This window comes from Nonomuraea sp. NPDC003804, from assembly GCF_040610675.1.
Lineage (GTDB): Bacteria > Actinomycetota > Actinomycetes > Streptosporangiales > Streptosporangiaceae > Nonomuraea.
The window spans coordinates 144,193-168,714 of sequence record NZ_JBEXMT010000005.1; the positions used below are offsets into that span (position 1 = coordinate 144,193).

The following is a 24,522-nucleotide window of genomic DNA, read 5'->3' on the forward strand; positions in this document are numbered from 1 at the left end:
CACAGTCCCTCAGGGCCACAGAGTTATGGCACCGACGCCTTTTCCACCCGTACGGCGGGCATTGGCGGGCTTTGCGGGGTGCGGCGTGGCCGCAGAAGCCGCTGAATAGGACGTTCGGCACAGGAATAGACAAGATACGACAAGAGGAGGGTGATGAAGGTGGCGAGCGCGCCCAGCGCCCATGCGGGCATGGTGCCGACGAGGGGCGGGATGAGGGCGACGGCCACGACGCTGTGGAAGAGGTAGAGCGGGTAGGTGGTGCCGCCGAGCGCGGTCAGGACGGGCGAGGACGGCATGCGGAAGTAGCCGAGCGCGACCATGGCCATGACGGCGAAGATCAGCGTGATGGTGAAGACCACGCCCGTCTCGGTGACGGGCATGGCCGCGAAGCCCGCCGCCTCGATGCGCCTGGCGACGCGGCCGATGGCCGAGTCGATGGCCAGGACCCATGACAGGCCGAACAGCAGCCAGGGCAGCCAGGCCGAGCCGTGCCGGTGGATGAGGTAGAGGGCCATGCCGGCGACGAAGTATCCGGCGTAGGCGGGCATGACGGTCTCGGTGAGGATCTCGTTGTCGAGCAGGGCCGCCTCGAGGCCGAACCAGCGGGGGACGACGAGCGCCAGGGCGGCGGCGAGCCAGACGCTCATGAAGACCAGGATCCGCCGGTAGGTGACGCCGACGATCACCACGACCGAGATGAGCAGGTAGAAGCGCAGCTCGGCCCACAGTGACCAGTAGACCCCCATGGCGTCGGTCACGCGAAACAGGCGCTGGAGCATGGTGGCGTTGACCAGGTAGCCGGAGACCGACAGCTTCGGGTCGAGGGGCTTGGCGGCGAGCACGCCGTATACGAGGGCGACGGCGGCCAGGCTGACCCAGTAGGCCGGGTACAGCCGGACGAACCTGGACCAGGCGAACGCGCCGAGCCCGCGCCCCCACACGGTCATGAGGATGACGAAGCCGCTGATGACGAAGAACAGTTCGACGCCGAGGATGCCGAGGCCGGCCACGGGAGCGATCCAGGGGAAGAGCGTCGAGGGCCGCTGTCCCCAGACGGAGGCGAAGGCGACGAAGAAGTGGAAGGCGAGGACGGCCATGGCGGCGATGAAGCGGAGGAGGTCGAGTTCCGCGAGCCTGCCGCCCGGATGAGCGGGCCTTGCGGCCATTGGTCGTCTGCGCACGCCCCTTTGACGCGATCTTGTGACGGTTGGGTTCCCTGTGTCCCCTGAGACTTTGCTGCCAACAGGGTTTTACTTTGCGTGTTCAGTAGATAACTTTACGTGGCCACATCTCCGAGCGAACAGGTGAGGGAATGACCGACGACCAGCTCAGCCTCAGTACAGCGGCGGCACGCAACCTGGCGACGACGACCAAGTCGGTGCCGCAGATGCAGGAGATCACCTCGCGGCACCTGCTGCGGGCGCTGCCGTGGGTGCAGGCGATCGGCGGCGTCTACCGGGTCAACAGGCGGCTGACGTACGCGGTGGGCGACGGGCGGGTGACCTTCACCTCGACGGGGGCGAGCATCCGCGTCATCCCCGGCGAGCTGACCGAGCTGCCCGCGCTGCGCGGCTTCGACGACCACGACGCGCTGGCGGCGCTGGCGGGCCGCTTCACCCAGCGGGAGGTGGAGCCGGGCGAGACGATCGTGGAGGCGGGCCGTCCGCGCGACGCGGTCGTGCTGATCGCCCACGGCAAGGTCCGCAAGGTCGCGCCGGGCGCCTACGACCACGAGACGGTGCTGGGGGTGCTGGCCGACGGCGACTACCTGGGCGAGGAGGTCCTGGTCTCCCAGGACGGCCAGTGGGACTACACGGCGACGGCGGTGACGGCGTGCACGGTGCTGACGCTGTCGGCCCAGGCGCTGGCCGAGGTCAGGGCGCTGTGGGAGCCGTTGCGCGAGCGGCTGGAGAGCGTGGCGAGCAGCGACGGGCACGAGCAGAACGCCCACGGTGAGGCGGCCATCGCGCTGGCGGCCGGCCATGTGGGCGAGCCGCGGCTGCCGGGCACGTTCGTCGACTACGAGCTGGCGCCCAGGCAGTACGAGCTGAGCGTGGCGCAGACGATCCTGCGGGTGCACACGCGGGTGGCCGATCTGTACAACGAGCCGATGAACCAGACCGAGCAGCAGCTGCGGCTGACCATCGAGGCGTTGCGGGAGCGGCAGGAGGACGAGCTGGTCAACAACAGGGAGTTCGGCCTGCTGCACAACGCCGACCTGAAGCAGCGCGTCCACACGCGCAGCGGCCCGCCGACGCCGGACGACATGGACGAGCTGCTGGCCAAGGTGTGGAAGGACCCGGCGGTCTTCCTGGCCCATCCGCGGGCGATCGCGGCCTTCGCCCGCGAGTGCAACGCCCGTGGCCTGTACCCGGCCAACACCGAGTACGGCGGCCAGAGCGTGCCGGCCTGGCGGGGCATTCCGGTGCTGCCCTGTAACAAGATCCCGGTGAGCGACAGGGGCGTCACCTCGATCATGGCGATGCGGCTGGGCGAGGCGAACCAGGGCGTGATCGGCCTGCACCGGACGGGCCTGCCGGACGAGTACCAGCCGGGCCTGTCGGTGCGGTTCATGGGCATCAACGACCAGGCGGTCAGCTCCTACCTGGTGACGACGTACTACTCGGCGGCGGTGCTGGTGCCCGACGCGCTGGGCATCCTGGAAAGCGTCGAAGTCGGCTGATGGGGCCCTTCGAACTGCCCGACTTCTACTGCCCGTATCCGGCCAGGCTGAATCCGCATGTCGAGTCGGCCCGCGTCCACACCAAGGAGTGGGCGCGGGAGATGGGCATGCTGGACGATCCGGAGATCTGGGAGGAGCGCAGGTTCGACGGCATGGACTACGGCCTGCTGTGCGCCTACACCCATCCGGAGTGCGACGCCGAAGAGCTGGACCTGGTCACCGACTGGTACGTGTGGGTGTTCTTCTTCGACGACCACTTCCTGGAGATCTTCAAGCGGACGAGGGACGTGGCGGGCGCCCAGGCGTACCTGGATCGGCTCGATCTGTTCATGACCGACGATCCGCCGGAGCCGTCCAACCCGGCGGAGAAGGGGTTGCGGGATCTGTGGGCGCGTACCGTGCCCGGCATGTCGGACCGGTGGCGGGAGCGCTTCACCAGGGCCAACCACGAGCTGATGCAGGAGTCGATGTGGGAGCTGTTCCACATCGAGGACGGCCAGGTCTCCAACCCGATCGAGTACATCGAGGAGCGCCGCAAGGTGGGCGGCGCTCCGTGGTCGGCGTGCCTGGTGGAGCACGCGGTGGGCGCGGAGGTGCCGGAGCGGGTGGCGGGCAGCCGTCCGGTCAGGGTGCTGACGGAGACGTTCGCCGACGCGGTGCACCTGCGCAACGACCTGTTCTCCTACCAGCGCGAGGTGGAGGAGGAGGGCGAGCTGTCCAACTGCGTGCTGGTGGTGGAGCGCTTCCTCGGCTGTGAGACGCAGAAGGCGGCGGAGATCACCAATGATCTGCTGACCTCTCGCCTGCACGTGTTCGAGCACACGACGTTCACCGAGCTGCCGGTGCTGTTCGCCGAGCAGGCGCTGCTGCCGCACGAGCAGGAGGCGGTGCTGCGTTACGCGCGGGGGCTGCAGGACTGGCAGTCGGGCGGCCACGAGTGGCACATGCGCTCCAACCGGTACATGAACGGCGGTGGCCGGACGGGGTTGCGCGTCTCGCCGCGCCATGTCATGGGGCCGGGCGGGCTGCGCAACCACGTGCACGTGCCGTACCAGCGGGTGGGTCCGCTGCCGCTGCCGGAGATCCCCATGCCGTTCGCGGTGCGGGACAACCCGCATCTGGAGGCGGCGCGCCGGGCGACGCTCGACTTCGCCGAGGCGATGGGCTTCTACACGCTGGTGTGGGACCGGGCCGGTCACGACGGCTACGACCTGGCGTTGTGCGCGGCGGGCATCGATCCGGACGCGGGCCTGGAGGCGCTGGTGCTGGCGACCGACTGGCTGAGCTGGGGCACCTACGGCGACGACTACCTGCCGGCGGTGTTCGGCCGGTCGAAGGACTTCGTGGGGGCCAAGGCGTTCAACCGGCGCCTGTCGGCGTTCATGCCGTTGGATCTGGTGGTGACGGCGGTGGCGGCCAATCCGGTGGAGCGCGGCCTGGCCGACCTGTGGCTCCGTACGGCCGAGCCGATGGCGCCGGACCAGCGGGCGGAGTTCAGGACGGCGGTCGAGCGGATGACCGACAGCTGGGTGTGGGAGCTGGCCAACCACATCCAGAACCGGGTGCCCGATCCGGTCGACTACCTGGAGATGCGGCGCAGGACGTTCGGTTCGGACATGACGATGGCGCTGGCGCGGCTGGAGCCTGGGCGCTCGATCCCCGCGCGGGTGTGGGGGTCGCGGCCGATGACGGCGCTGGTCGACGCGGCGCAGGACTACGCCTGCCTGCTCAACGACCTGTTCTCCTACCAGAAGGAGATCGAGTTCGAGGGCGAGCTGCACAACATGGTGCTGGTGATGCAGACGTTCTTCGACTGCGACGCGCCCAGGGCTGCCGAACTGGTGGGATCCCTGATGGCGGCCAGGATGCGGCAGTTCCAGAAGGCGGCCGAGGTGGATCTGCCGGCGCTGCTCGACGGCGTCGACGCCGATGCGGACGTGCGGGCTTCGGTGGCCGCGTACGTGGTCGAGCTGCAGGACTGGATGGCGGCCATCCTGCGCTGGCACCGGGAGTGCAGGCGCTATGACGAGCCGACGTTGAGGGGCACCCGGTGGGTGGCCGGCCCGACCGGGCTGGGCACGGCCGGCACCAGGATCGGGACGCTGCTGGGGAGGGTCGCCTCGTGACCGCGTTGAGCCTGAGCACGGCGGCGGCCAGGAATCTGGCGACGACCACCAAGTCCGTGCCGTTCATGCAGGAGATCACCCCGCGGCATCTGCTGCGGGTGCTGCCGTGGATCGAGGTGACGGGTGGCGCTTTCCGGGTCAACCGTCGCCTGTCCTACCGGGTCGGTGACGGCCGGGTGAGTTTCGTCTCGACCGGCGCCGACGTGCGGGTGGTGCCCGGCGAGCTGTGCGAGCTGCCCGCGTTGCGGGGGTTCGCCGACGCCGAGGTGCTGGCGGAGCTGGCGGCGCTGTTCGAGCAGCGGGAGTACGAGCCAGGGCAGGTGATCGCCGAGGAGGGCGCGCCGGTCGAGGAGCTGCTGCTGGTGGCGCACGGCAAGCTGGCCACGTCGGTGCACGGCGCCTACGACGGCCGGGCCGAGCTGGGCCGGCTGGCCGACGGCGACCATCTGGGCGACGCGCTGCTGGCGGGCGGCTCGCCCGGCTGGCCGTACACGGTGCGGACGGTCACGGCGGCCACGGTGCTGGCGCTGCCCGGCCCGGCGTGGCGGGCGCTGCTGGACCGCTCCCCCGGCCTGGCCGCGCATCTGGCGCCTTCGGGTACGGCCAGGCCGCAGAACAGGCACGGCGAGGCGGAGGTGGCGCTGTCGGCCGGGCACGTGGGCGAGGCGCTGCTGCCGGGCACGTTCGTCGACTACGACCTGGCGCCCCGGGTGTACGAGCTGAGTGTGGCGCAGACGGTCCTGCGGATCCACACCAGGGTGGCCGACCTGTACAGCGATCCGATGGATCAGGTGGAGCAGCAGGTGCGGTTGACGGTGGCGGCGCTGCGGGAGCGGCAGGAGCACGAACTGGTCAACAACCGGGAGTTCGGGCTGTTGCACAACGCCGATCTGCGGCAGCGGCTGCACACCAGGTCCGGTCCTCCGACGCCGGACGATCTGGACGATCTGCTGGCCCGGCGCCGCAAGACGCACTGTTTCCTGGCGCATCCGCGGGCGATCGCGGCCTTCGGCAGGCAGTGCAACGCGCGCGGGGTGTACCCGTCGACGGCGGAGGTGCCGGGCGGGACGGTGATCGCCTGGCGCGGTGTGCCGGTGCTGCCGTGCGACAAGATCCCGATCTCGGATCGGGGGCTGACCTCGATCATGGCGATGCGCCTGGGTCAGGACGACCAGGGCGTGGTGGGGCTGCGCCGTACGGGGCTGCCGGACGAGTGGGAGCCAGGGGTGTCGGTGCGGCTGGCAGGCATCAGCGACCGGGCGGTGATGTCGTACCTGGTGTCGGCTTACCACTCGGCCGCTGTGCTGGTGCCGGACGCGCTCGGCGTGCTGGAGAGCGTCGAGGTCGGCTGACGGAGTAGGGCGCGGGTGGCGGGTCGCCGTGATGGCGGCCCGCCACACGTGTTCCCGCGGCTCTGTCGTCTTCCCGCAGCCCTGTCGTCCTGCCCCGGGAAACGCGGAGGGCCGCTCCCGGTGCGGGAGCGGCCCTTCGGCGGTGGGACCGTTTACAGGTACTGGCCGGTGTTGGCGACCGTGTCGATCGACCGGCCGGCCTCGGTGCCCTGCTTGCCGGAGACCAGCGTGCGGATGTAGACGATCCGCTCGCCCTTCTTGCCGGAGATGCGGGCCCAGTCGTCGGGGTTGGTGGTGTTGGGCAGGTCCTCGTTCTCGGAGAACTCGTCCACGCAGGCCGCCAGCAGGTGCTGCACCCGCAGGCCCTTCTGCCCGGACTCGAGGAACTGCTTGATGGCCATCTTCTTGCCCCGGTCGACGATGTTCTGGATCATCGCGCCGGAGTTGAAGTCCTTGAAGTAGAGGACTTCCTTGTCGCCGTTGGCGTAGGTCACCTCGAGGAAGCGGTTCTCTTCGCTCTCGGAGTACATGCGCTCCACGACGCTCTGGATCATTCCCGCGATCGTCGACTCGCGGGAGTCGGAGTGCTCTGCCAGGTCGTCCGGGTGCAGCGGGAGGTCGGCGATGAGGTACTTGGAGAAGATGTCCTTGGCCGCCTCGGCGTCCGGCCGCTCGATCTTGATCTTGACGTCCAGGCGGCCTGGCCGCAGGATCGCCGGGTCGATCATGTCTTCGCGGTTGGAGGCGCCGATGACGATGACGTTCTCCAGTCCCTCGACGCCGTCGATCTCCGACAGCAGCTGCGGGACGATGGTGTTCTCGACGTCGGAGGAGACGCCCGAGCCTCGGGTGCGGAAGATCGAGTCCATCTCGTCGAAGAACACGATCACCGGGGTGCCCTCGGAGGCCTTCTCCCGTGCGCGCTGGAAGACCAGGCGGATGTGCCGCTCGGTCTCGCCGACGTACTTGTTGAGGAGCTCCGGGCCCTTGATGTTGAGGAAGAAGCTCTTGCCGGACTGGCCGGTCTTCTCCGCGACCTGCTTGGCCAGGGAGTTGGCGACGGCCTTGGCGATGAGCGTCTTGCCGCATCCGGGCGGGCCGTACAGCAGCACGCCCTTGGGCGGGCGGAGCTTGTGCTCGCGGAACAGGTCGGCGTGCAGGTAGGGCAGCTCGATGGCGTCCCTGATCTGCTCGATCTGCCGCATGAGGCCGCCGATCTCCTCGTAGGAGATGTCGGGGACCTCTTCGAGGACCAGCTCTTCCACTTCGGACTTGGGTATGCGCTCGTAGACGTAGCCGGAGCGGGGCTCCAGCAGCAGGGAGTCGCCGGCGCGCACCGGCTGGCCGAGCAGCGATTCGGCCAGGCGTACGACGCGCTCCTCGTCGGCGTGGGAGATGACCAGGGCGCGCTCGCCGTCTTCGAGCAGCTCCTTGAGCATCACGATCTCGCCGACCTCTTCGTAGCCGAGCGCCTCGACCACGTTGAGCGCCTCGTTGAGCATGACCTCCTGGCCACGCCTGAGCATGTCGACATCGACCGCGGGACTGACGTTGACCCGCAGCTTGCGGCCGCCGGTGAAGACCTCCACCGTGCCGTCTTCTCTGGCCTCGAGGAAGACGCCGAAGCCGGATGGCGGCTGGGCCAGCCGGTCGACCTCCTCCTTCAGAGCCACGATCTGGTCCCTGGCCTCCTTGAGTGTGGCGACCAGCCGTTCGTTCTGGCTGGTCACCGCGGCAAGGTTGGCCTGCGCCTCGTGGAGACGCTCCTCGAGGACCCTGGCCTGACGGGGTGACTCGGCCAGCTTCCTCCGCAGCGCGGTGATCTCCTCCTGCAGGAAGGAGACCTGTGTTGAAAGATCAGCGACCTCCCGTTCGCGCTGCGCGGCTCGAGCCTCTGCATCATCGCGAGCTGCCACGCCCCGTCACCTCCTTCCCAGTCGAGAGCGACTACTAAGGACCTTACCCATCTCCCGGCTTTCCGCTACCTTGCCGGAAAGTGTTCGTAGAGTGACATTCGGTATTCGGTGAATAAATCCCGCGGGCGTGTTTAGTAGTTCCAGCATATGAACACGGTCATCTGTTCCCGTGTCACGCACCAAGGCACCGCCGTGGCCAAATCGTCATAGTTCTTCGGTGGTCCCCTTCGGTCGTCTGCGCCTTGGCGGGGGCGTGACGCCGTCCGCCATGCGGCGGGCGGTGACGAGGAAGCCGGTGTGCCCGATCATGCGGTGATCTGGGCGGACTGCGAGTCCCTCGACATGCCAGTCGCGAACCAGGGTCTCCCACGCGTGGGGCTCGGTGAAACTCCCGTGCTCCCGCAGGGTTTCCACCGTCTTCGACATCTGGGTGGTCGTGGCGACGTAGACGCAGATCACGCCACCGGGGGTGAGGGCCTTGGCGACCGCGTCGACGCACTCCCACGGGGCGAGCATGTCGAGGATGACCCGGTCGACGTCGCTCTCGTCGATGGAGTCGTTGAGGTCGCCGACGACCAGGCGCCAGCTGTCCATCTCGCCGCCGAAGAACTTCTCGACGTTCTTGCGGGCGACGTCGGCGAACTCCTGGCGCCGCTCGTAGGAGGTGACCTTGCCCTCGGCGCCGACGGCGCGCAGCAGGAAGCAGGTCAGCGCGCCCGAGCCGACGCCGGCCTCGATGACGCGCGCCCCGGGGAAGATGTCGGCCATGCCGACGATCTGGGCGGCGTCCTTGGGGTAGATGACGGCCGCGCCGCGCGGCATGGACAGCGTGTAGTCCTGCAGCAGGTGGCGGAAGGCCAGGTACTGGGTGCCGCCCGAGGAGCGCACCACCGAGCCTTCGGGCTGGCCGATCAGGTCGCTGTGCGGGATCGCCCCCTTGTGCGTGTGGAAGACCCCGTCCTGCTTGAGCGTGATCGTGTGGCGCTTGTTCTTGGGGTCGGTGAGCTGCACCTGATCCCCTACCTGGAACGGCCCGTGCCTGCGAAAACCCATGGGCATGAGGATAGGGCGAATCGGGGGGTCGCTCGGCCTGTCGCAACCCCCTGTATCTGGGCCCTTCTTGACCGTAACATCCCTCACGTGGCAACGCGGTGGCCCTTCGCCGGCCGGGTCGAGGAGACCGACCGGTTGCTGACGCTCATGAACGATCCCGCGACCTGCGGCGTGGCGATCGTCGGGGCGGCGGGCGTGGGCAAGAGCAGGCTGGCGATGGAGGTGGTGACCTCGCTGCGCTCGCGCGGCCGTACGGCGGTGCACGCCATCGCCTCGATGGCGGCGCGCGGGCTTCCCTTCGGGGCGCTGGCCCACCTGCTGCCCGCCGCGCTCCCCCAGGGCGCCAACCCGCTGAAGTGGATCTCCGACACGCTGGTGGGGACCGAGCGGCGGCCGTTGGTTCTGGTCGACGACGCCCACCTGCTGGATTCCGGGTCGGCGGCGGTCCTGCAGCACCTGGCGCAGGACTCGGCCGCGCAGCTGCTGCTGACGCTGCGCGGCGGCGAGCCGGTGCCGGAGGCGGTGGTGACGCTGTGGAAGGACCTGGGGCTGGTCAGGATGGAGCTGGCGCCGCTGAGCCGGCACGAGGTGGCCCGCATCCTGGCGGGCGTGCTGGGCGATCCGGTGGACGCGCAGAGCGCGGCCAGGCTGCACCGGCTGACCGGCGGCAACGCGCTGTTCCTGCGGGAGCTGGTGGCGGGCGCGCTGGACGCGGGCGCGCTGGTGCGGGCGCAGGGGCTGTGGCGGCTGGAGTCGGCGCCGCCGGTCGCTCCCCCGCTGGCCGAGCTGGTGGCCGCCCGCATCGGCAGGCTGGAGGCGGCCGAGGAGGAGGCGCTGGAGTACGTCGCGCTGGGCGAGCCGCTGGGCGCGCGGTTGCTGGCCGGCCTGGTGCCGGCGGCGGCGGTGGAGGCGCTGGAGGCCAAGGGCCTCATCAGGGTGCTGGTGGACGGCAGGCGGACGCTGGTGCGCCTGGCCCACCCCCTGTACGGCGAGGCAGTCAGGGCGCGCAGCCCGCTGCTGCGTACCCGCCGCCGCTACCGCCGGCTGGCCGAGGCGCTGGAGGCCACCGGCGGTAGCGGCGGTAGCGGCGGTAGCGGCGGCAGGCGGCGCGACGACGTGGTGCGGACGGCGATGTGGCGGCTGGAGAGCGGCACCGCGAAGGATCCGTCGCCGTTGCTGTCGGGCTGCGAGATCGCGTGGGCGGCGCACGACGCCACCCTGGCCGCGCGGCTGGGCTGGGCGGCGCTGAACGCGGGCGGCGGCGCGGAGGCGGCGGCCACGCTGGCGGACGTGCTGTCGTTCTCGGAGCGGTTCGCCGATTCGGAGGCGGCGCTGACCTCGGTGTGGGACGAGCCGTGCGCTCCGCAGGTGCGGGCGCGGCTGGCGATGCGGCGTGCCTGGAACCTGAACGTCGGGCTGCTCAGGCCGGGCGAGGCGGACGAGGTGCTCGACGCCGCCGAGGCGACGCTGGAGCAGCCGTCGCTGCGGATGATGGTGCGGGCCATGCGGCTGAACCTGCGGATCCTGCGCGGCGAGGTGCACGAGTGCGCGGCGGCGGCCGACCTGATGCCGGCCGGGGGGCCGCACGAGGGGACGGGCGCGGTGGTGGGCAGGGCGATGGCGCTGGGCATCACCGCCTACGGCCTGGCGTACATGGGGCGGTGCGCGGCGGCCAGGCGGATGTCCGAGCGGGGCATGGCGGAGGTGGAGACGGGGCGTGACGTGGCTCCGTCCGAGGTGCTCACGATGGTGGCCGGCCGCTGTCTGGCCGAGCTGTTCGCCGGCGACCTGGACGCGGCCGAGCGGGCGGCCGTCCACGGCGAGCAGCTGCTGGGCGAGGACAGCCCGGTGCGGCTGTTCCGGCGCCTGTTCCTGCAGTGGCACGGCGAGATCGCCAGGATGCGCGGCAGGGTGGCCGACGCGGCCACGATCGTCAGGGAGGCGGCCATGCCGGCGGGCGGGGGCCACTTCACCGCGCCGGCGCTGGCCGAGCTGGCGCACTGCACGGCGTTGCTCGGCGACCAGCGCACCGCCACGACGCTGCTGGAACGGGCCGAGGAGGACCGCGCGGACGCGGTGTACCTGCTGCAGACCTCCATCGACGTGGCGCAGCGCTGGGTGGCGGCGGCGGGCGGGCGGCTGACGCGCGCGGTGGAGCTGGCGCTGTCGCACGCGGCCCGCGCCCGCGCGCAGGACCTGTACGGGATCGAGCTGGTCGCGCTGCACGACGCGGTGCGTTTCGGCGCGGCGGCGAAGGTGGCGGCGCGCCTGGGCGAGGTGGCCGCGCGGCACGACGGCAGGCTCGCGGCGATCTGCGCCGGCCACGCGGCGGCGGCCGCCGCCGGCGACGCGGAGGGCCTCGAGCGGGTGGCGGCCGGGTTCACCGAGCTCGGCATGGCGCTGCACGCCGGCGACGTCCACGCGCAGGCCGCGGCCGCCTTCCTGGCCAGGGGCCGGCCGCGGCAGGCCAGGGCCGCCGCGGCCAGGGCGACGGCGTACGCGGGGGCGTGCCAGGGCGCGCGCACGCCGATGCTGGCGCGCCTGCGGGGCCCGGCGCTGACGCCGCGCGAAACGGAGATCGCCCGCCTGGCGGCCTCCGGCCTGGCCAGCAAGGACATCGCGGCGATGCTGGTGGTGTCGATCAGGACGGTGGACAACCACCTGCAGTCGGTCTACGGCAAGCTCGGGGTGAACAGCAGGACGGATCTGGCGGCGCTGCTCGGCCCGGACTCGCCGACGTGGCAGGGGGATTGATAGCAATGGACCATGTTGCCGCGTGAAGTGATCTCGACGGGCGCGCTGATCCTGCGTCCCCCCTCCCGTGAGGATCTGCCCGCGATCGTGCGGGCCTCGTCCGACGACGAGACGGCCCGTTTCCTCTACCGGTTGCCGATCCCGTACACGCTGGACGACGCCGCGGGTTATCTGGCGATGGCGCAGCGGCGGTGGGCGGAGGGCGGCGCGGAGTTCACGATCGTCGACGCCGGCAGCGGGCAGTACCTGGGCGCGGTGGGGTTGCGATCGCCCGACGAGCGCGGGGCGCTGTCGATCGGCTACCGGGTGGCGGAGTGGGCCAGGGGCAAGGGCGTGGCGACGGCGGCGACGCGCGCGGCCAGCGAATGGGCCTTCGACAAGGGGGCGCGGCGCATCGAGCTGCACGCCGAGGTGGAGAACATGCCCAGCCTGCGGGTCGCCTACGCGGCCGGGTACGTGCAGGAGGGCATCGCGAGAGAGCGGACCCGCACGCGTGACGGCAGGGCGGCCGACTTCGTGGCGTTCGCCAGGCTGGCGGCCGATTCGGGCGAGCCGGCCGAGCAGTACCTGCCGCTCCTCGACGGCGGGGAGCTGTCGGACGGGGTGGTGCGGCTGGCGCAGCTGGCGCCGCGTGACGTCGGCGACTTCCTGGCCATGGTGGGCGAGGAGAGCGTCTCCCGCTGGATGATCGGTCCCGTCCCGACGGCCGACGTCGTCGAGCGCCGCTGCCGCTACGCCGGCTACTGGTGGCTGTCGGGGCAGCGGGCCGAGCTCGCGATCCGTGACGCGGCCACCGACGCGTTCGCGGGCCACATCCAGCTCGTGCAGGTGACGCCGTCGCTCGGGCAGGCGATGGTGGGCTACTCGCTGCGGCCGTCGTTCCGGGGCCGTGGGTTCATGACGCGGGCGGTGCGGCTGCTGGTCGACTGGGCGTTCGCGAACACGGCGCTGCACCGGATCGTGGCCGGCACCGACGTCGCCAACGACGCCTCCCAGCGGGTGCTGCAGCGGGTCGGCTTCACCAGGGAGAGCCTGCAGCGGGAGCTGTTCCCCCGGCCGGACGGCACGCGCGGCGACGACGTGGAGTGGCTGCTGCTACGGCCGCGGCTCAGCTGAAAATATCTATTACCTGTTGTGGGGGTGGCCAAGGGCGGTTTCGACGGTAATACTCCGAGTCGCCGCCCGTTAACACTCCGCCGTTCTCGGCGAGCCTTGCATCAGGGGATGAGGCATGAGCAGCGACTGCGTGAAGGAGCTCATCGAGTCGTTCTCCCATGTGGAGCCGGACGCGCTGCTGGACCAGGTGGTGCGATGCGCGTCGGCGGTGGGCGGCACGCCGTACGCGGGGTTCGTGGACGTCGATCCGCTGCAGGAGCTCGCCTACCCGTCCCATGTCCTCCTCGCACCGGGCGACCCGCTGGGGGTGGCCGGCTGGCTGCTGGAGTCGGGGGTGCTGAAGGAACTGGCGAACGCCTCCGACCCGGTGCTGCTGCTGCAGGACTGGTCAGTACGCGGGCCCGGGTTCCTGGCGGTGCCGGTGCCGCTGGCCACGCGTGACCAGGCGTATCTGTGGGTGGCGGGCAGGCGGTTCACCGAACGCGAGGAGCACCTGCTCGGCCGCCTGGCGGCCGCCGCGGGCCGCGCGATCGAGGCCTCCCGCGGTCTGGAGGTGGCCGCCCGCATGCTGCGCTCCGTCCACGCCTTCACGGCCTGATCCTTCTGCCGCGTCCGTCCTCGGCTCCGCGTCCCGTCCGTCCTTGGCTTCCGCCCTGTGCGGCGTCTCGTCGGTCCCGGCTTCTCCTCGGTCCTCGGCTCGTTTCCCGTCCGTCCCGTACGGCAAGCCGGGCCACGCGCCACCCTCGGCGCGTGGCCAGGGCCGGTCCAGGGGTACGCTCCTCGGGCGCGCGTGGCCGGCGTCCGCTACGGCATGACCGCCCGTCAGGCTGCGACCGCAGCCCGCAGGCAGCAGGTCACCCGCACCGCGACAGCCGTACTGGCCCAGCGCGACTGCGAAGGTGGCGTCGGCGATCTCGACCGCGACCGTCCGCGCCGCCTCGGCGCTCAGGTGGCGGCGGCGCCCCTTCTTCTGGCCGGTCTGCTGTGAGGCTCTTCTGGCCGGTCTGCCGTGAGGCGCCGAGGGGTGAGCCTGCGGCGCGGCCGGTCCGGTGAGGATGGCAGGGGTCCGGGTCATTCGGCGGCGGTGTCGAGGGCGTCGCGCAGGAGGGTGGTCACCTGGGCGACGAGGGTCTCGGTGTCCAGCTTGGCCAGCAGGTCGAGGTCCACCGTGATCTCCGAGCCGACGCGCAGCCTGAGCGCCACCTGCCTGCCGCGCGTGCGCAGCCAGAACTCCACCGTTCTGGCCAGCGTCGTGGCCTGCCCCTGGGAGGCGACGTCCACGACGAGGTCGGGCGGTTCGCCGCCCATCCGCCCGGCGGCCGGGCGTCCGGGGCGCAGGCGGGTGCGCCCGCGCAGGCCGCCGGCGTCCCGGAGCCAGTCCTCCAGGGAGGCCAGCTCGTCGAAGGAGCCCTCGAACACGACACGGGTCACGCGGTCACCTCACGATCGGGGCGGTCCTGGCCCGGGTGAGGCGGACCAGGTCGGCCGGGTCGAGTTCGAGTTCGAGGCCGTGGCGGCCGCTGGAGACGTAGACGGAGGCCGCGGCGGTGGCGCTTTCCTCCAGTACCGACGGCAGGTACGGCAGGGCCAGCGGGCTGAGGATGTCGGCGGCGATGGTCTCGCCGATGCGCAGGACGTCGGCCAGTCGCGCCACTCTGGCGTCGGTGGCACCGAAGGCGTGGGCCAGGGCGCGCTCGTCGATGACGCCGGCGCTGGGGGCGATGGCGACGACGGCGTGCTCGCCGAGGTAGAGGATGACGGCTTTGAGCAGCCGCTCGGGCGGGATGCCGAGCTCGTCGGCGACCGCGGTCCTGGATTTCACCCTGGCCGGATCGTGGGGATAGGGATGGGCCCTGAAGTCCACCTGTGATTTACGAAGAATCCGCATCACTGGGGTGTCTCGCAGGACATTTCGGTTATTACGGGTTTTTGAGCTGCCGCGTCGTCGGCGAAAAGACTGGTAGGTGCGCGAGAAACGGTAAAGGTAATCGACGAAGGCCTCGGCCAGCTCCACCGCCTCCTCCGCCTCCGGCCTGGCCAGCGGGTGCGCGCCGACGTGGGCGGCCTCGTTGCCGAGCTCGCGCAGTTCCTCTGCCCAGGCCAGCAGCCAGCCGTCGATCAGGCCGCCGTCGCGCAGCTCGCGAAGGGCGTGGAAGAGCGTGCGGCCCGTGACGCCGTGGTCGGCGCACACCGCCTCGAGCAGCCGTCGCACGTGCAGCACGGCCGAGGTGGGCGATCCCGAGCGCAGGCCGGCGCGCGCATGGGTGAGCTCCTGCCGTACGACGGGAGGCACCTCGGCGCGGATCGGCGGCCCCGAGGGCGGCCACAGCACCTGCGCGGGGCGGGCGGGCAGGTCGTCGGGGTCGCGGTCGTCGACCTCGTCGCGATTCTCCAGCAGCAAAGCCTGCCCGCAACTCTGGCAGACGGCCAGCCAATAGGGCCGCAATGGCGTGGGTAGAAAAACCCTGTGTAATCCGTCGGCTTCGCGTGCGACAGTAGGTCGGGCACAACCCGGGCAATCGACATCGAATTTCGCACCCCATCGCGCCACAAAAGGACAATAAGGTATCGAGGGGGCCAACATGAAGCGCTGGCCGTTCGCGGGCCGCAGGCACGAACTCGACGACCTGGTCCGGCTCGCCCGCGACCCGACCGCGCAGGGCGTCATCATCGCCGGTCCCGCCGGCGTCGGGAAGTCGCGCCTGGCCGGCGAGGTGCTGACGCGCTTCCACGCGGCCAAGGTGACCACCCTGCGGATCAGGGCGACCAAGGCGGCCAGCTCGATACCGAACGGCGCGCTGGCCGACCTCATCCCGCCCCAGCACCCCCCGCACCTGGTCAACACCGTGCGCTGGGCCGCCGACGAACTGCTCGCCCAGGCCAGGGGCAGGGTCGCGGTGCTGTCGGTCGACGACGCCCACCTGCTCGACAGCCACTCGGCCGAGGTGATCGCCTGCCTGGTCAGGGGTGGGCAGGCACGGCTGGTCGCCACGCTGCGCACGGGCGAGCCCGCCCCCGATCCGGTGACGCTGTTGTGGCGGGACGGCCACGTACGCCGCTACGACACCGGCCCGCTCAGCGACGACGACGTCACCGCCGTCCTGACGGCCGCGCTCGGCGGCCAGCCCGACGACGCCACCGTGCGCAGGCTGGCCGAGGTGACCGAGGGCAACGCGCTGTTCCTGTCGGAGGTGGTGGGGGCGGCCATCGCCGCCGGCTCGCTGTCGGAGATCCACGGGATGTGGAAGCTGACCGGCGCCCCGCCCCTCGCGCCCCGCCTGGTCGACCTGATCCACGAGCGGATCGGCGCGCTGTCGCCCGAGCTGAAGGACGTCCTGGAATACACGGCGCTGGCCGAGCCGATCGGCGCCCGCACGCTCGGCGCCCTGACCGGCGAGCGCGCGGTGCTGGAGGCCGAGGAGCGCGGCCTGGTCAGGGTGCGCGTCGAAGGACGGCGGGAGATCGCCCGCCTCGGCCACCCCCTCTACGGCGAGGTCGCCCGCGAGCACCTGCCCGAGCTGCGCCGCCGCCGCAGGCACGCCGACCTGGCCGCGGCGCTGGAGGCGACCGGCCTGCGCCGCAGGGAGGACCCGCTGCGAGTGACGGTGTGGCGGCTGGCGGGCGGGCTGGGCGCGGCCCCTCGCCCGCTCCTGGACGCCTCCCGCCTGGCCTGGTCGGCGCACGACTACCCGCTGGCCATCCGGCTCGGCGAGGCCGCCCTCGACGCGGGCGGCGGCACCGCCGCGGCGATCCAGCTGGCCACGCTCCTCGACTACGCCCAGCAGCCGGACCGGGCCAGGTCCGTGCTCGACGCCACCCTCGAGCCCGGCGACGAGCCGTCGAAGGCCCGCCTGGTACTGGCCAGGGCGAGCAACCTGGCCTGGGGCATGGACCGGCTCGGCGACGCCCTCGACCTGCTCGCCGTCACCGAGAAGGAGCTGGCGGAGCCGTCGGGCCGCCGTCGGCTGGCCGTCCAGCGTCTCGGGCTGACCGCGTCGGCCGCCCGCACCGGCGACGCCCTGCGGCTCGGCACGGAACTGCTGGCCCATGACCTCGAACCGGCCCAGCGCGCCCAGGTGCTCAACTCCCGAGCCCTGGCCCTCTGCTACGCCGGGCGCACCACCGAGGCGACCGCGCTGGTCCGCGAGGCGCTCGGCGCGGCGGCGACCTGGCGCGACGAGCTGCCCGCCCTGGTCTCGCCGCTGCACTCCACCTGGTCCATGTGCGGATACTTCTCCGGCGACCTGGCCGTCATGGACGAGGCCATCGCCTCCATGCGGTCCGCCCTCGCCGGCCAGCGCGGCTGGTCGCGCGGCGAGGGGAGCCTCGCGCTGGCCAGGGGCAACGCCGCCACCCTGCGCGGCCAGCTGGGCACGGCGCTGCTCGTCCTGCACGCGCCCGCCAACCACGAGACGGCGCTCACCGTGGGCGGCTGCATGGCCGCCTACGCCGCCGCCCAGGCGCTGCGCGGCGAGGCGGACGCCGCCCGCGACACCCTCAGGGCGGCCGTGGAGCGCAACCGGGCCACCTGGACCGCGTTCATGCGCTGGGTGGCGCTCACCCGCGTGTGGATCGCCGCCGCCGCGGGCGAGAGCAGCCGCGCGGTCGAGCTGGCGCTGGCGGCCGCCGCCGACTGCAGGGAGAGCGGACTCGCCGCGTTCGAGGCGGTCGCCCTCCACGACGCGGTACGGCTCGGCGCGCCCGTCACCGTCGCTGCCCGGCTGGCCGAGCTGGCCGCGGCCCACGACGGGCCCCGAGTACGGCTGGCGGCCCGGCACGCCGCCGCGCTGGCGGAGTCGGACGCGGACGGACTGCTGGCGGTGGCGGAGGGATTCGACGCGCTGGGGCTGCGCCTGCACGCGGCGGAGGCGGCCGCGCAGGCGGCGGGGCTGTTACGGCGCTCGCGCGGCGAGCGGGCGGCCCGGGCGGCGGCGACGGAGGCGTGGTCGCTGGCTGGAGCGTGCCAGGGGCCCGACACGCCCGCGTTACGGGAGCTGGCCGCGCCCGACCTGACCGAGCGGGAGTTGCAGGTGGCGCAACTGACGGCCGCGGGCCGGTCGCACCGGCAGATCGCCATGGAGCTCGGGATCGCGATGCGCACGGCCATGAACCACAGGAACCAGGCGTACTGGAAGCTGGGCGTCAACTCGCCGGCCGAGCTCGCCAAGGCCCTCAACCGCTTCCGCCGGCCGGCGGGCGGGACGGACGGCCCCCGGCCCATCAGCCCCCCGCCGAACGCCAGACCCGGGCAGGCCGCACCCGGGAGCAGGCGGCCGGGACCGGCGGCAGAACCTGGCGGTGACGGCCGATAGCAGGCCGCCCGGACGGCGCAGGAGAGCCTGGCAGGCCGCGGCCGACGGCCTGGCGGCAGGGGCGGTCATGGACGCGTCCGTCGCACGGGCGGCCCAGATCCGGCTGCCTCGGGCGCCTGCGCGTATCGTGCGGGGCTTGCCGCGCTCTCGATGATCCGTCGTGGTCGGCCGGTCGGCTCGAGTAGAGCGCTACTCAGGTCACCGGACGGCGGGGCGACGTCACGGCGGGCGGCCGGAGTCGGCTGGAGCGGCGTGACGGACGGTCGGTGACCGGTGACCACGGTGGCCTCGGCCCCGGCTTGCCGTACCGGAGGAACGGGGGAACGGGAGGCCCGGCTTGCCGTATGAGAAGAACGGGGAACGGGAGGCCCGGCTTGCCGTACCGGAGGAACGGCAAGCCTGGGCGCGGGTCAGCCGCGGTGGGACTCGTAGCGCATCGTGCGGGAGACGCCGATGCGCACGGTCGTTCCCGGCGCGATGGTGACGGGCTCGTTCGGCGGGATGTCGTAGAAGTTGGGGTCGCCGGGCGGCTGGATCTGGGTGCCGTTGACCGAGCCGAGGTCGACCAGGTTGACGTCCCAGCCGTCGAGCGCGACCCGCAGGTGGCGACGGGAGACCGACCCGTCGGGGCTGGTGACCTTGGCGGGCCTGGCGGTGCCGCCGGCGACCTCGGGCGCCCGCTCGGGGTCGCGGCCGAGCAGGTAGTCGCCGTCGAGCGGCAGCGAGGTGCCGTCGTCGAGCAGCAGCACGCCGAGCTGCGGCCGCGGCCCCTTGTACGGCACCAGCGTCCGCTGCACCAGCTCGATCCCGCAGATCACGCAGTACGGCGAGCGCGGGTCGTTGAAGTGGTCGTTCTTGCAGTCGACGCCGAACACCATCGGCCGGCCGTCGGCCGCCTCCTCCGCCGGCTGCTCCTGCGGAGGGCCGTAGGGGGGCTCGTGCTGCTCGGGCGGAGGGCCGTAGGGGGGCTCGTGCTGCTCGGGCGCGACGGGGCCGCCGGCGTGGGGCACGTCCTCGAAGGGCATCGGTCCCGGACCCTGCGGCGGCGGGCCCGGCGGCGGCGGCATCGGGCCGGGGCCCGGCATGGGCGGGCCGGACAGGGCGGGCTCGGAGTACGGTTCGGCGGCCGGCGGCGGGCCGTAGGGGCCCTGCGGTCCCGAGGGCGCGCCCATCGGGTAGGGGGCCATCGGCTGGGATGGCGGCTGGGGCGCCGGCTGGGCCTGCACCGGCTCCTCCTGCCGCGGCTCCGGCCTGGGCGGCGGGGGCAGCAGGTCGGGCTCGAAGTGGAGGCCGGTCGCCGGCAGCTCGCTGGTCTCCAGCGGCTTGACCTTCGCCTTGGCCGGCGCCTCCTCGACGTCGCCCACCTCGCCGCGCAGGCCGCCGCCGAGCACCACGCCGCTGTCGAGGCGGACGGCCGGGTGGGCATCGCCCGCGCCCGGCAGGACCAGCTCGACCCGCTGCACGGGCCCCGGGATCAGCCGGTCGGTCCAGGTGAGGGAGTCACGCCCGGACAACCTGGTCTCGCCGTCGTCTGTGCTGACCACGGCCGAGGCCGACCCGCTGACCAGCACGGCCATGCCACCACCCGCGGGCCCTGCCACCGCGCAGCTGACCGGGTCGCCCGACATGGTCCTGAACAACACCTGTGCGGCACGGCGGGCCAGCGCGAGACCGTCCGCCCCCGACGCCGCGCTCTCACGGAGTGCTTCGAGCAGCTCGCCGCTCGCTCCCTCCGCCGCGTCGCAGACGAGTAGCAGCCCACCCATGTGGGCGACCAGCCCGCTGCCCGGCAGTGGGCGCACCACCCCGAAGCCCTGCTCTGCCACCGAAATCTCCCTCCACGGAAAATCGCCGGTCAACCGCCAGCCATACGCATACCCAGACGAGGAGGAACAGTATCGGTCTGAGCTGCTCGCCTCGAATCCGCGATCGGTGATCGGGTTGTCTGAAACACTAGTCCTACCTGGCCGTTCAGACGAGTGGTCACACCCCGCTGAAGACCTTGTTGACGTCGGCGGTGGCCAGCACGCCGTAGACCTCGCCGCCGCGTTCGACCAGGAGGTACTCCCCCGCCGGGGCGTCGCGCATGGCGTCGATCAGCGACTCGCCCGACAGGTCGGCGGGCAGCACCATGGACGGCTCGATGGTGCGGGAGAGCGATCCGACGTTCACCCACGGCCTGCGGTGCTCGGGCGTGGCCTGGACGGCCGCCTCGTTGACGATGGCGGTCGGCTTGCCCTCATGGTCGACGATCACCATGGCGCCGGCGCGGGCCTCCGTGGTCCTGCGCAGGGCCTCCGCCAGCGGGGTCTCGGCGGTCACGGGGATGGCGCGGCGGGCCAGGGCGCGGGCGTTGGCCTGCGGGAGCCGCGCGCGCACGCGGGCCACCCGCAGCGACTGGGTGGCGCCGAACCAGATGAAGCTGGCCAGCAGCACCGACCAGATGACGTAGGTGTCGAGCAGCGACTGGCCGCTCATCAGCGACATGGCGAACGCCGCGGCGACGATGGCGACGGCCAGCGCCCTGCCGACCCACGCGGCGGCCAGGGTGCCCGAGATGGCGCTGCGGGTCACCCTCCACACGCCCGCGCGCAGCATCCGGCCGCCGTCGAGCGGCAGCCCTGGCAGCAGGTTGAAGACGCCGACGATGAGGTTGGCCACCCACAGCTGCCAGGCCAGCGCGCCCGGCACGCCGCCCTGGGGGATGACGAACTCGTAGACGAGGTAGCCGCCGCCGGCCAGGCCGAGCGACAGCAGCGGCCCGGCGAAGGCGACCATGAACTCGCGGCCGGGTGTCTGGGGCTCCTTCTCGATCTCCGAGACGCCGCCGAGGAGGTAGAGGGTGATGCGGCGGACCGGCAGGCCGTACATCCTGGCCACGACGCAGTGGGCCAGCTCGTGCAGCAGCACCGACACGTACAGCAGCACGGCGAAGACGAAGGCCACGGCGTAGGCGGCCGGCTCGCTGACGCCGGGCATCATCCTGAGCATGACGCGGCCGAAGCTCCAGGTGATGAACGCCGCGACGATGAACCAGGTCCACGAGACGTAGACCGGGATGCCGAAGGGCCTGCCCATCCGGATGCCGGAGAACTCCTGGCGGGGACTCTCGGCGCTCACCTATCACTCCTTTGTCCAGTGGCTGCCTTGATGCTACTCGGCGCGCCCATACTGTCGGTGTCTTGACTTACAGTGCGGAGCATGACGTTGACCGAACCCGTGATCATCGGGGCCCTCTCCCCTTCGCGGGCGGGTGACTTCATGACCTGCCCCCTGCTGTACCGCTTCAGGGTGATCGACCAGCTTCCCGAGAAGCCCTCGGCGGCGGCGGTGCGCGGCACGGTGGTCCACGCGGTGCTGGAGCGGCTCTACGACCTCCCGGCGCCGCGGCGTTCGGTGGAGGCGGCGCTGGAGCTGCTGGAGCCGCAGTGGGCCAGGCTGCTCGGCGAGGACGCGGCCTATGCGGAGATGTTCGCCGACGAGGCCGAGCGGCTGGAGTGGCTGGGGCAGGCGCGCTCGATGCTGGAACGCTACTTCACGCTGGAGGACCCGACGCGGCTGGAGCCGGCCGAGCGGGAGTTGTACGTGGAGGCGGTGCTCGACAGCGGCCTGATGCTGCGCGGCTACATCGACCGGCTCGACGTGGCGCCCGGCGGCGCGGTCAGGGTCGTCGACTACAAGACCGGCAACGCGCCGGGGCCCGACTTCGAGGCCAAGGCGCTGTTCCAGATGAAGTTCTACGCGCTGGTGCTGTGGCGGTTGCGCGGGGAGATCCCGAGGCTGCTGCAGCTGGTCTACCTGGGCGGCGCCGGCGAGGTGCTGCGCTACGCGCCCGACGCGGCCGACCTGCTGGCGACCGAGCGCAAGGTGCAGGCGTTGTGGGCGGCGATCGAGCGGGCGCTGGAGACGGGCGAGTGGCGGGCGCGGCCGTCCCGGCTGTGCGACTGGTGCGATCATCAGGCGCTGTGCCCCGAGTTCGGCGGCACTCCCCCGCCGGTGCCCGCCAGGCAGCCGGGTGACACGGTCAGAAGCAGCCGGCGGGCGGCGACCGACGAGCTCTGAAGTCCTCCCCAAGGAGGAGGATTCCCGCTTTCACCTGGTCTTACATTGAAGCGGTGCGCACCGACCGAGCCCTGTTCCGCGACTCGCTCCTCGCCGCGGCTCTGGCGGCGGCGTCGGTGGCGCTGTTCGTCGCCGGCGGCAACGGCGGCGTGGCCGAGGCGGTGCTGCTGGCTGCCGGCTACCTGCCCGTGGCGGTGCGCAGGCGCTGGCCGCTGGGGGCGTTGTGCGCCGCGCAGGTGCCGATCGTGGTGTTCGCCGCGCTCCACATGGATCCGGGACTCGCCGGGCTGACCGCGCTGATCGTGCTCTACACGGTGGCCGCCCACCGGGGTCTGGCGGTCGCGCTGTCGGGGCTGGCCGTCTCGGCGGTCGGCTACGTCACGGCGCTGGCGCTGGCGCCGCCCACGATGACCTGGCCCGATCACGCGATGGCCGCGCTCATCGGGCTGGCGGTCTGGGGCACCGGCCGCAGCGTGCGGCTGCGGCGCGCCTACCTGGAGGAGCTGAAGGACCGCGCGGCCAGGCTGGAGCGGGCCAGGGACGCCGACACCAGGGCGGCGCGGGCGGAGGAGCGCTCGCGCATCGCCAGGGAACTGCACGACGTGGTCGCCCACCACGTGAGCGTGATGACCGTGCAGGCCGCGGCCGCGCGGAAGGTGCTGACCGCCAGCCCTGAGCTGGCGGGCGAGGCGCTGTCGGCGATCGAGGAGACCGGCAGGCTCGCGATGAACGAGATGCGCAACATCGTCGGCGTCCTGCGCACCGACAGCCTGCCGGGCCCGCCGGAGCGGCGCCCGCAGCCGGGGCTGCGCGACCTGCCGGCGCTGGTGGAGCAGATGCGTGAGGCGGGCCTGCCGACCGAGCTGGAGGTCGAGGGCGGAGGTCCGGTTCCCGCGGGCGTCGACCTGGCCGTCTACCGGCTGGTCCAGGAGGGGCTGACCAACAGCCTGCGCCACGCCGGCCCCGGCGCCCATGCCAGGGTCTCGGTACGGCAGGCGCCGCGCGAGCTGAGCCTTGTCGTCGAGGACGACGGCCGGGGCCCGGGCGACTCTCCGCCAGGTGACAGGACCGGGCATGGACTGGTCGGGATTCGCGAGAGGGTGGCCCTCTATGGTGGAATCCTCAGGATCGGTCCGCGCACGGGGGGCGGTTTCGAGGTGCGGGCGACTTTCCCGCTGAAGGACGGATGATGACGATCAGAGTGCTGCTGGTGGACGACCAGCCACTGCTGCGCACGGGGTTCCGCCTGATCCTCGAGGCCGAGCCGGACATCGCGGTGGTCGGGCAGGCGGGCGACGGCAAGGACGCGCTCGAGCAGGCACGGGCGCTGCTGCCCGACGTGGTCCTGATGGACATCAGGATGCCGGGCGTCGACGGGATCGAGGCGACGCGGCGGATCGTGCGCGACGCGGCCGCGGGCGCGCACGTGCCGAAGGTGCTGGTGCTGACCACGTTCGACCTGGACGAGTACATCGTGGAGGCGCTGCGGTCCGGGGCGTCGGGCTTCCTGCTGAAGGACGTGCCGCCGGACGAGCTGGTGCAGGCGATCAGGGTGGTGGCGTCGGGCGACGCGATCGTGGCGCCGAGCGTCACCAGGCGGCTGCTCGACCGGTTCGCGGCGAAGCTGCCGTCGGCCTACCAGCAGGCGACCCCGGCGCGGCTCGACCGGCTGACCGAGCGGGAGCTGGAGGTGCTCAGGCTGATCGCCAGGGGCATGTCCAACGCGGAGATCGCCGCCAAGCTGGTGGTGAGCGAGACGACGGTCAAGACGCACGTGGGCAACGTGCTGACGAAGCTGGGGCTGCGCGACCGCGTTCAGGCGGTCGTCCTGGCCTACGAGACCGGGCTGATCACGCCCGGCGCCCTGTCCTGACGGCGGTCCCCGCGCCGGCCCTGTCGTGACGGCGGTCCTCGCACCGGCCCTGCCCGGGTGAAGGGCCGGGAGCGTCCATGTGGGCGGGCCCGGGAGCGCGGGTATCGGGGTGGTGGCCTGCTCGTGCCGCGTGTCGGCGGCCGGCCCCGCGCGCTGGAGGAGCGTCTCCCTGGAGGGACGCCCGCCCCGTGACCGGGGAGGGCGTGACCCGGCGTGCCGTACGGGGAGGGGACCACGCCGCCCCGCGGACACCGCATGCCGGGCCGGGAGGAGAC

Annotated in this window: 18 protein-coding genes; 11 read left to right on the forward strand and 7 right to left on the reverse strand. The window is 72.2% G+C overall.

The genetic code is table 11. The features are described 5' to 3' along the window. Positions 1-23: 23 nt before the first annotated feature. The gene (locus ABZX22_RS08640; protein WP_354906983.1) at positions 24-1,181 is read right to left on the reverse strand and encodes an acyltransferase; all 1,158 of its coding nucleotides are present in this window, start codon (positions 1,179-1,181) and stop codon (positions 24-26) included. A gap of 131 nt (positions 1,182-1,312) precedes the next feature. Between ABZX22_RS08640 and ABZX22_RS08645 the strand changes: the two genes are divergently transcribed. From ABZX22_RS08645 to ABZX22_RS08655, 3 genes are read left to right on the forward strand one after another with little or no spacing between them, the layout of a single operon-like run. Continuing rightward, complete coding sequence (locus ABZX22_RS08645; protein WP_354906984.1) at positions 1,313-2,683, forward strand: family 2B encapsulin nanocompartment shell protein; 1,371 nt, start codon at positions 1,313-1,315, stop codon at positions 2,681-2,683. After that, positions 2,683-4,809: a germacradienol/geosmin synthase gene (locus tag ABZX22_RS08650; protein ID WP_354906985.1), complete on the forward strand. Its 2,127-nt coding sequence runs from the start codon at positions 2,683-2,685 to the stop codon at positions 4,807-4,809. The genes ABZX22_RS08645 and ABZX22_RS08650 overlap by 1 nt, the downstream gene beginning before the upstream one ends. Further along, entirely contained in the window at positions 4,806-6,161 is a 1,356-nt protein-coding gene (locus tag ABZX22_RS08655) for a family 2B encapsulin nanocompartment shell protein (protein WP_354906986.1), read from the forward strand. Before ABZX22_RS08650 ends, ABZX22_RS08655 begins: the two co-directional genes overlap by 4 nt. A 152-nt stretch (positions 6,162-6,313) precedes the next feature. On the opposite strand, the gene arc is transcribed toward ABZX22_RS08655, so the two are convergent. After that, positions 6,314-8,077, reverse strand: coding sequence for a proteasome ATPase (gene arc, locus ABZX22_RS08660; protein WP_354906987.1), 1,764 nt, complete (start codon positions 8,075-8,077; stop codon positions 6,314-6,316). Between the two features lie 204 nt (positions 8,078-8,281). After that, positions 8,282-9,130 carry a tRNA (adenine-N1)-methyltransferase gene (locus ABZX22_RS08665; RefSeq protein ID WP_354906988.1) on the reverse strand — a complete coding sequence of 283 codons (849 nt, stop codon included), beginning with the start codon at positions 9,128-9,130 and terminating at the stop codon, positions 8,282-8,284. Positions 9,131-9,217: 87 nt separating this feature from the next. On the opposite strand from ABZX22_RS08665, the gene ABZX22_RS08670 reads away from it, so the two are divergent. The 4 genes from ABZX22_RS08670 (at position 9,218) to ABZX22_RS08685 (ending at position 13,988) form a co-directional block, all read left to right on the forward strand. Then, positions 9,218-11,884, forward strand: coding sequence for a LuxR C-terminal-related transcriptional regulator (locus ABZX22_RS08670; RefSeq protein WP_354906989.1), 2,667 nt, complete (start codon positions 9,218-9,220; stop codon positions 11,882-11,884). 12 nt (positions 11,885-11,896) lie between these two features. Then, positions 11,897-13,000: a GNAT family N-acetyltransferase gene (locus tag ABZX22_RS08675; protein WP_354906990.1), complete on the forward strand. Its 1,104-nt coding sequence runs from the start codon at positions 11,897-11,899 to the stop codon at positions 12,998-13,000. 115 nt (positions 13,001-13,115) lie between these two features. Beyond that, positions 13,116-13,598, forward strand: a complete 483-nt coding sequence (locus tag ABZX22_RS08680) for a hypothetical protein (RefSeq protein WP_354906991.1) — start codon at positions 13,116-13,118, stop codon at positions 13,596-13,598. 57 nt (positions 13,599-13,655) lie between these two features. Continuing rightward, on the forward strand, positions 13,656-13,988 hold the full coding sequence (locus tag ABZX22_RS08685) for a hypothetical protein (protein WP_354906992.1): 333 nt from the start codon (positions 13,656-13,658) through the stop codon (positions 13,986-13,988). 83 nt (positions 13,989-14,071) lie between these two features. On the opposite strand, the gene ABZX22_RS08690 is transcribed toward ABZX22_RS08685, so the two are convergent. Both ABZX22_RS08690 and ABZX22_RS08695 read right to left on the reverse strand, forming a co-directional pair. Continuing rightward, positions 14,072-14,431 carry a hypothetical protein gene (locus ABZX22_RS08690; RefSeq protein ID WP_354906993.1) on the reverse strand — a complete coding sequence of 120 codons (360 nt, stop codon included), beginning with the start codon at positions 14,429-14,431 and terminating at the stop codon, positions 14,072-14,074. A gap of 4 nt (positions 14,432-14,435) precedes the next feature. Then, positions 14,436-15,401 carry a DUF4145 domain-containing protein gene (locus tag ABZX22_RS08695; RefSeq protein ID WP_354906994.1) on the reverse strand — a complete coding sequence of 322 codons (966 nt, stop codon included), beginning with the start codon at positions 15,399-15,401 and terminating at the stop codon, positions 14,436-14,438. Positions 15,402-15,582: 181 nt separating this feature from the next. Here ABZX22_RS08695 and ABZX22_RS08700 point away from each other — a divergent pair, with 181 nt between their 5' ends. Further along, on the forward strand, positions 15,583-18,312 hold the full coding sequence (locus ABZX22_RS08700) for a LuxR C-terminal-related transcriptional regulator (protein ID WP_354906995.1): 2,730 nt from the start codon (positions 15,583-15,585) through the stop codon (positions 18,310-18,312). Between the two features lie 410 nt (positions 18,313-18,722). Here the strand turns inward: ABZX22_RS08700 and ABZX22_RS08705 are convergent, their stop codons facing one another. Together ABZX22_RS08705 and ABZX22_RS08710 are read right to left on the reverse strand one after the other, a co-directional pair. Continuing rightward, positions 18,723-20,138, reverse strand: a complete 1,416-nt coding sequence (locus tag ABZX22_RS08705) for an FHA domain-containing protein (protein ID WP_354906996.1) — start codon at positions 20,136-20,138, stop codon at positions 18,723-18,725. 157 nt (positions 20,139-20,295) lie between these two features. Further along, positions 20,296-21,432: a site-2 protease family protein gene (locus ABZX22_RS08710; protein WP_354906997.1), complete on the reverse strand. Its 1,137-nt coding sequence runs from the start codon at positions 21,430-21,432 to the stop codon at positions 20,296-20,298. An 81-nt stretch (positions 21,433-21,513) separates the two neighbouring features. Between ABZX22_RS08710 and ABZX22_RS08715 the strand changes: the two genes are divergently transcribed. The 3 genes from ABZX22_RS08715 to ABZX22_RS08725 are packed head-to-tail and all read left to right on the forward strand — an operon-like array spanning position 21,514 to position 24,247. Then, on the forward strand, positions 21,514-22,374 hold the full coding sequence (locus tag ABZX22_RS08715) for a RecB family exonuclease (protein WP_354906998.1): 861 nt from the start codon (positions 21,514-21,516) through the stop codon (positions 22,372-22,374). Between the two features lie 53 nt (positions 22,375-22,427). Continuing rightward, entirely contained in the window at positions 22,428-23,564 is a 1,137-nt protein-coding gene (locus ABZX22_RS08720) for a sensor histidine kinase (protein WP_354906999.1), read from the forward strand. Further along, on the forward strand, positions 23,564-24,247 hold the full coding sequence (locus ABZX22_RS08725) for a response regulator transcription factor (RefSeq protein ID WP_354907172.1): 684 nt from the start codon (positions 23,564-23,566) through the stop codon (positions 24,245-24,247). The genes ABZX22_RS08720 and ABZX22_RS08725 overlap by 1 nt, the downstream gene beginning before the upstream one ends. The last annotated feature ends 275 nt before the right edge of the window (positions 24,248-24,522 follow it).

What these genes read in the sequence shown, in the direction of transcription:
- ABZX22_RS08645 (WP_354906984.1), top strand. Translation starts at nt 1,313, where the DNA reads ATGACCGACGACCAGCTCAGCCTCAGTACAGCGGCGGCACGCAACCTG.
- ABZX22_RS08650 (WP_354906985.1), top strand. Translation starts at nt 2,683, where the DNA reads ATGGGGCCCTTCGAACTGCCCGACTTCTACTGCCCGTATCCGGCCAGG.
- ABZX22_RS08665 (WP_354906988.1), bottom strand. Translation starts at nt 9,130, where the DNA reads ATGGGTTTTCGCAGGCACGGGCCGTTCCAGGTAGGGGATCAGGTGCAG.
- ABZX22_RS08675 (WP_354906990.1), top strand. Translation starts at nt 11,897, where the DNA reads ATGTTGCCGCGTGAAGTGATCTCGACGGGCGCGCTGATCCTGCGTCCC.
- ABZX22_RS08680 (WP_354906991.1), top strand. Translation starts at nt 13,116, where the DNA reads ATGAGCAGCGACTGCGTGAAGGAGCTCATCGAGTCGTTCTCCCATGTG.
- ABZX22_RS08700 (WP_354906995.1), top strand. Translation starts at nt 15,583, where the DNA reads ATGAAGCGCTGGCCGTTCGCGGGCCGCAGGCACGAACTCGACGACCTG.
- ABZX22_RS08715 (WP_354906998.1), top strand. Translation starts at nt 21,514, where the DNA reads ATGACGTTGACCGAACCCGTGATCATCGGGGCCCTCTCCCCTTCGCGG.
- ABZX22_RS08725 (WP_354907172.1), top strand. Translation starts at nt 23,564, where the DNA reads ATGACGATCAGAGTGCTGCTGGTGGACGACCAGCCACTGCTGCGCACG.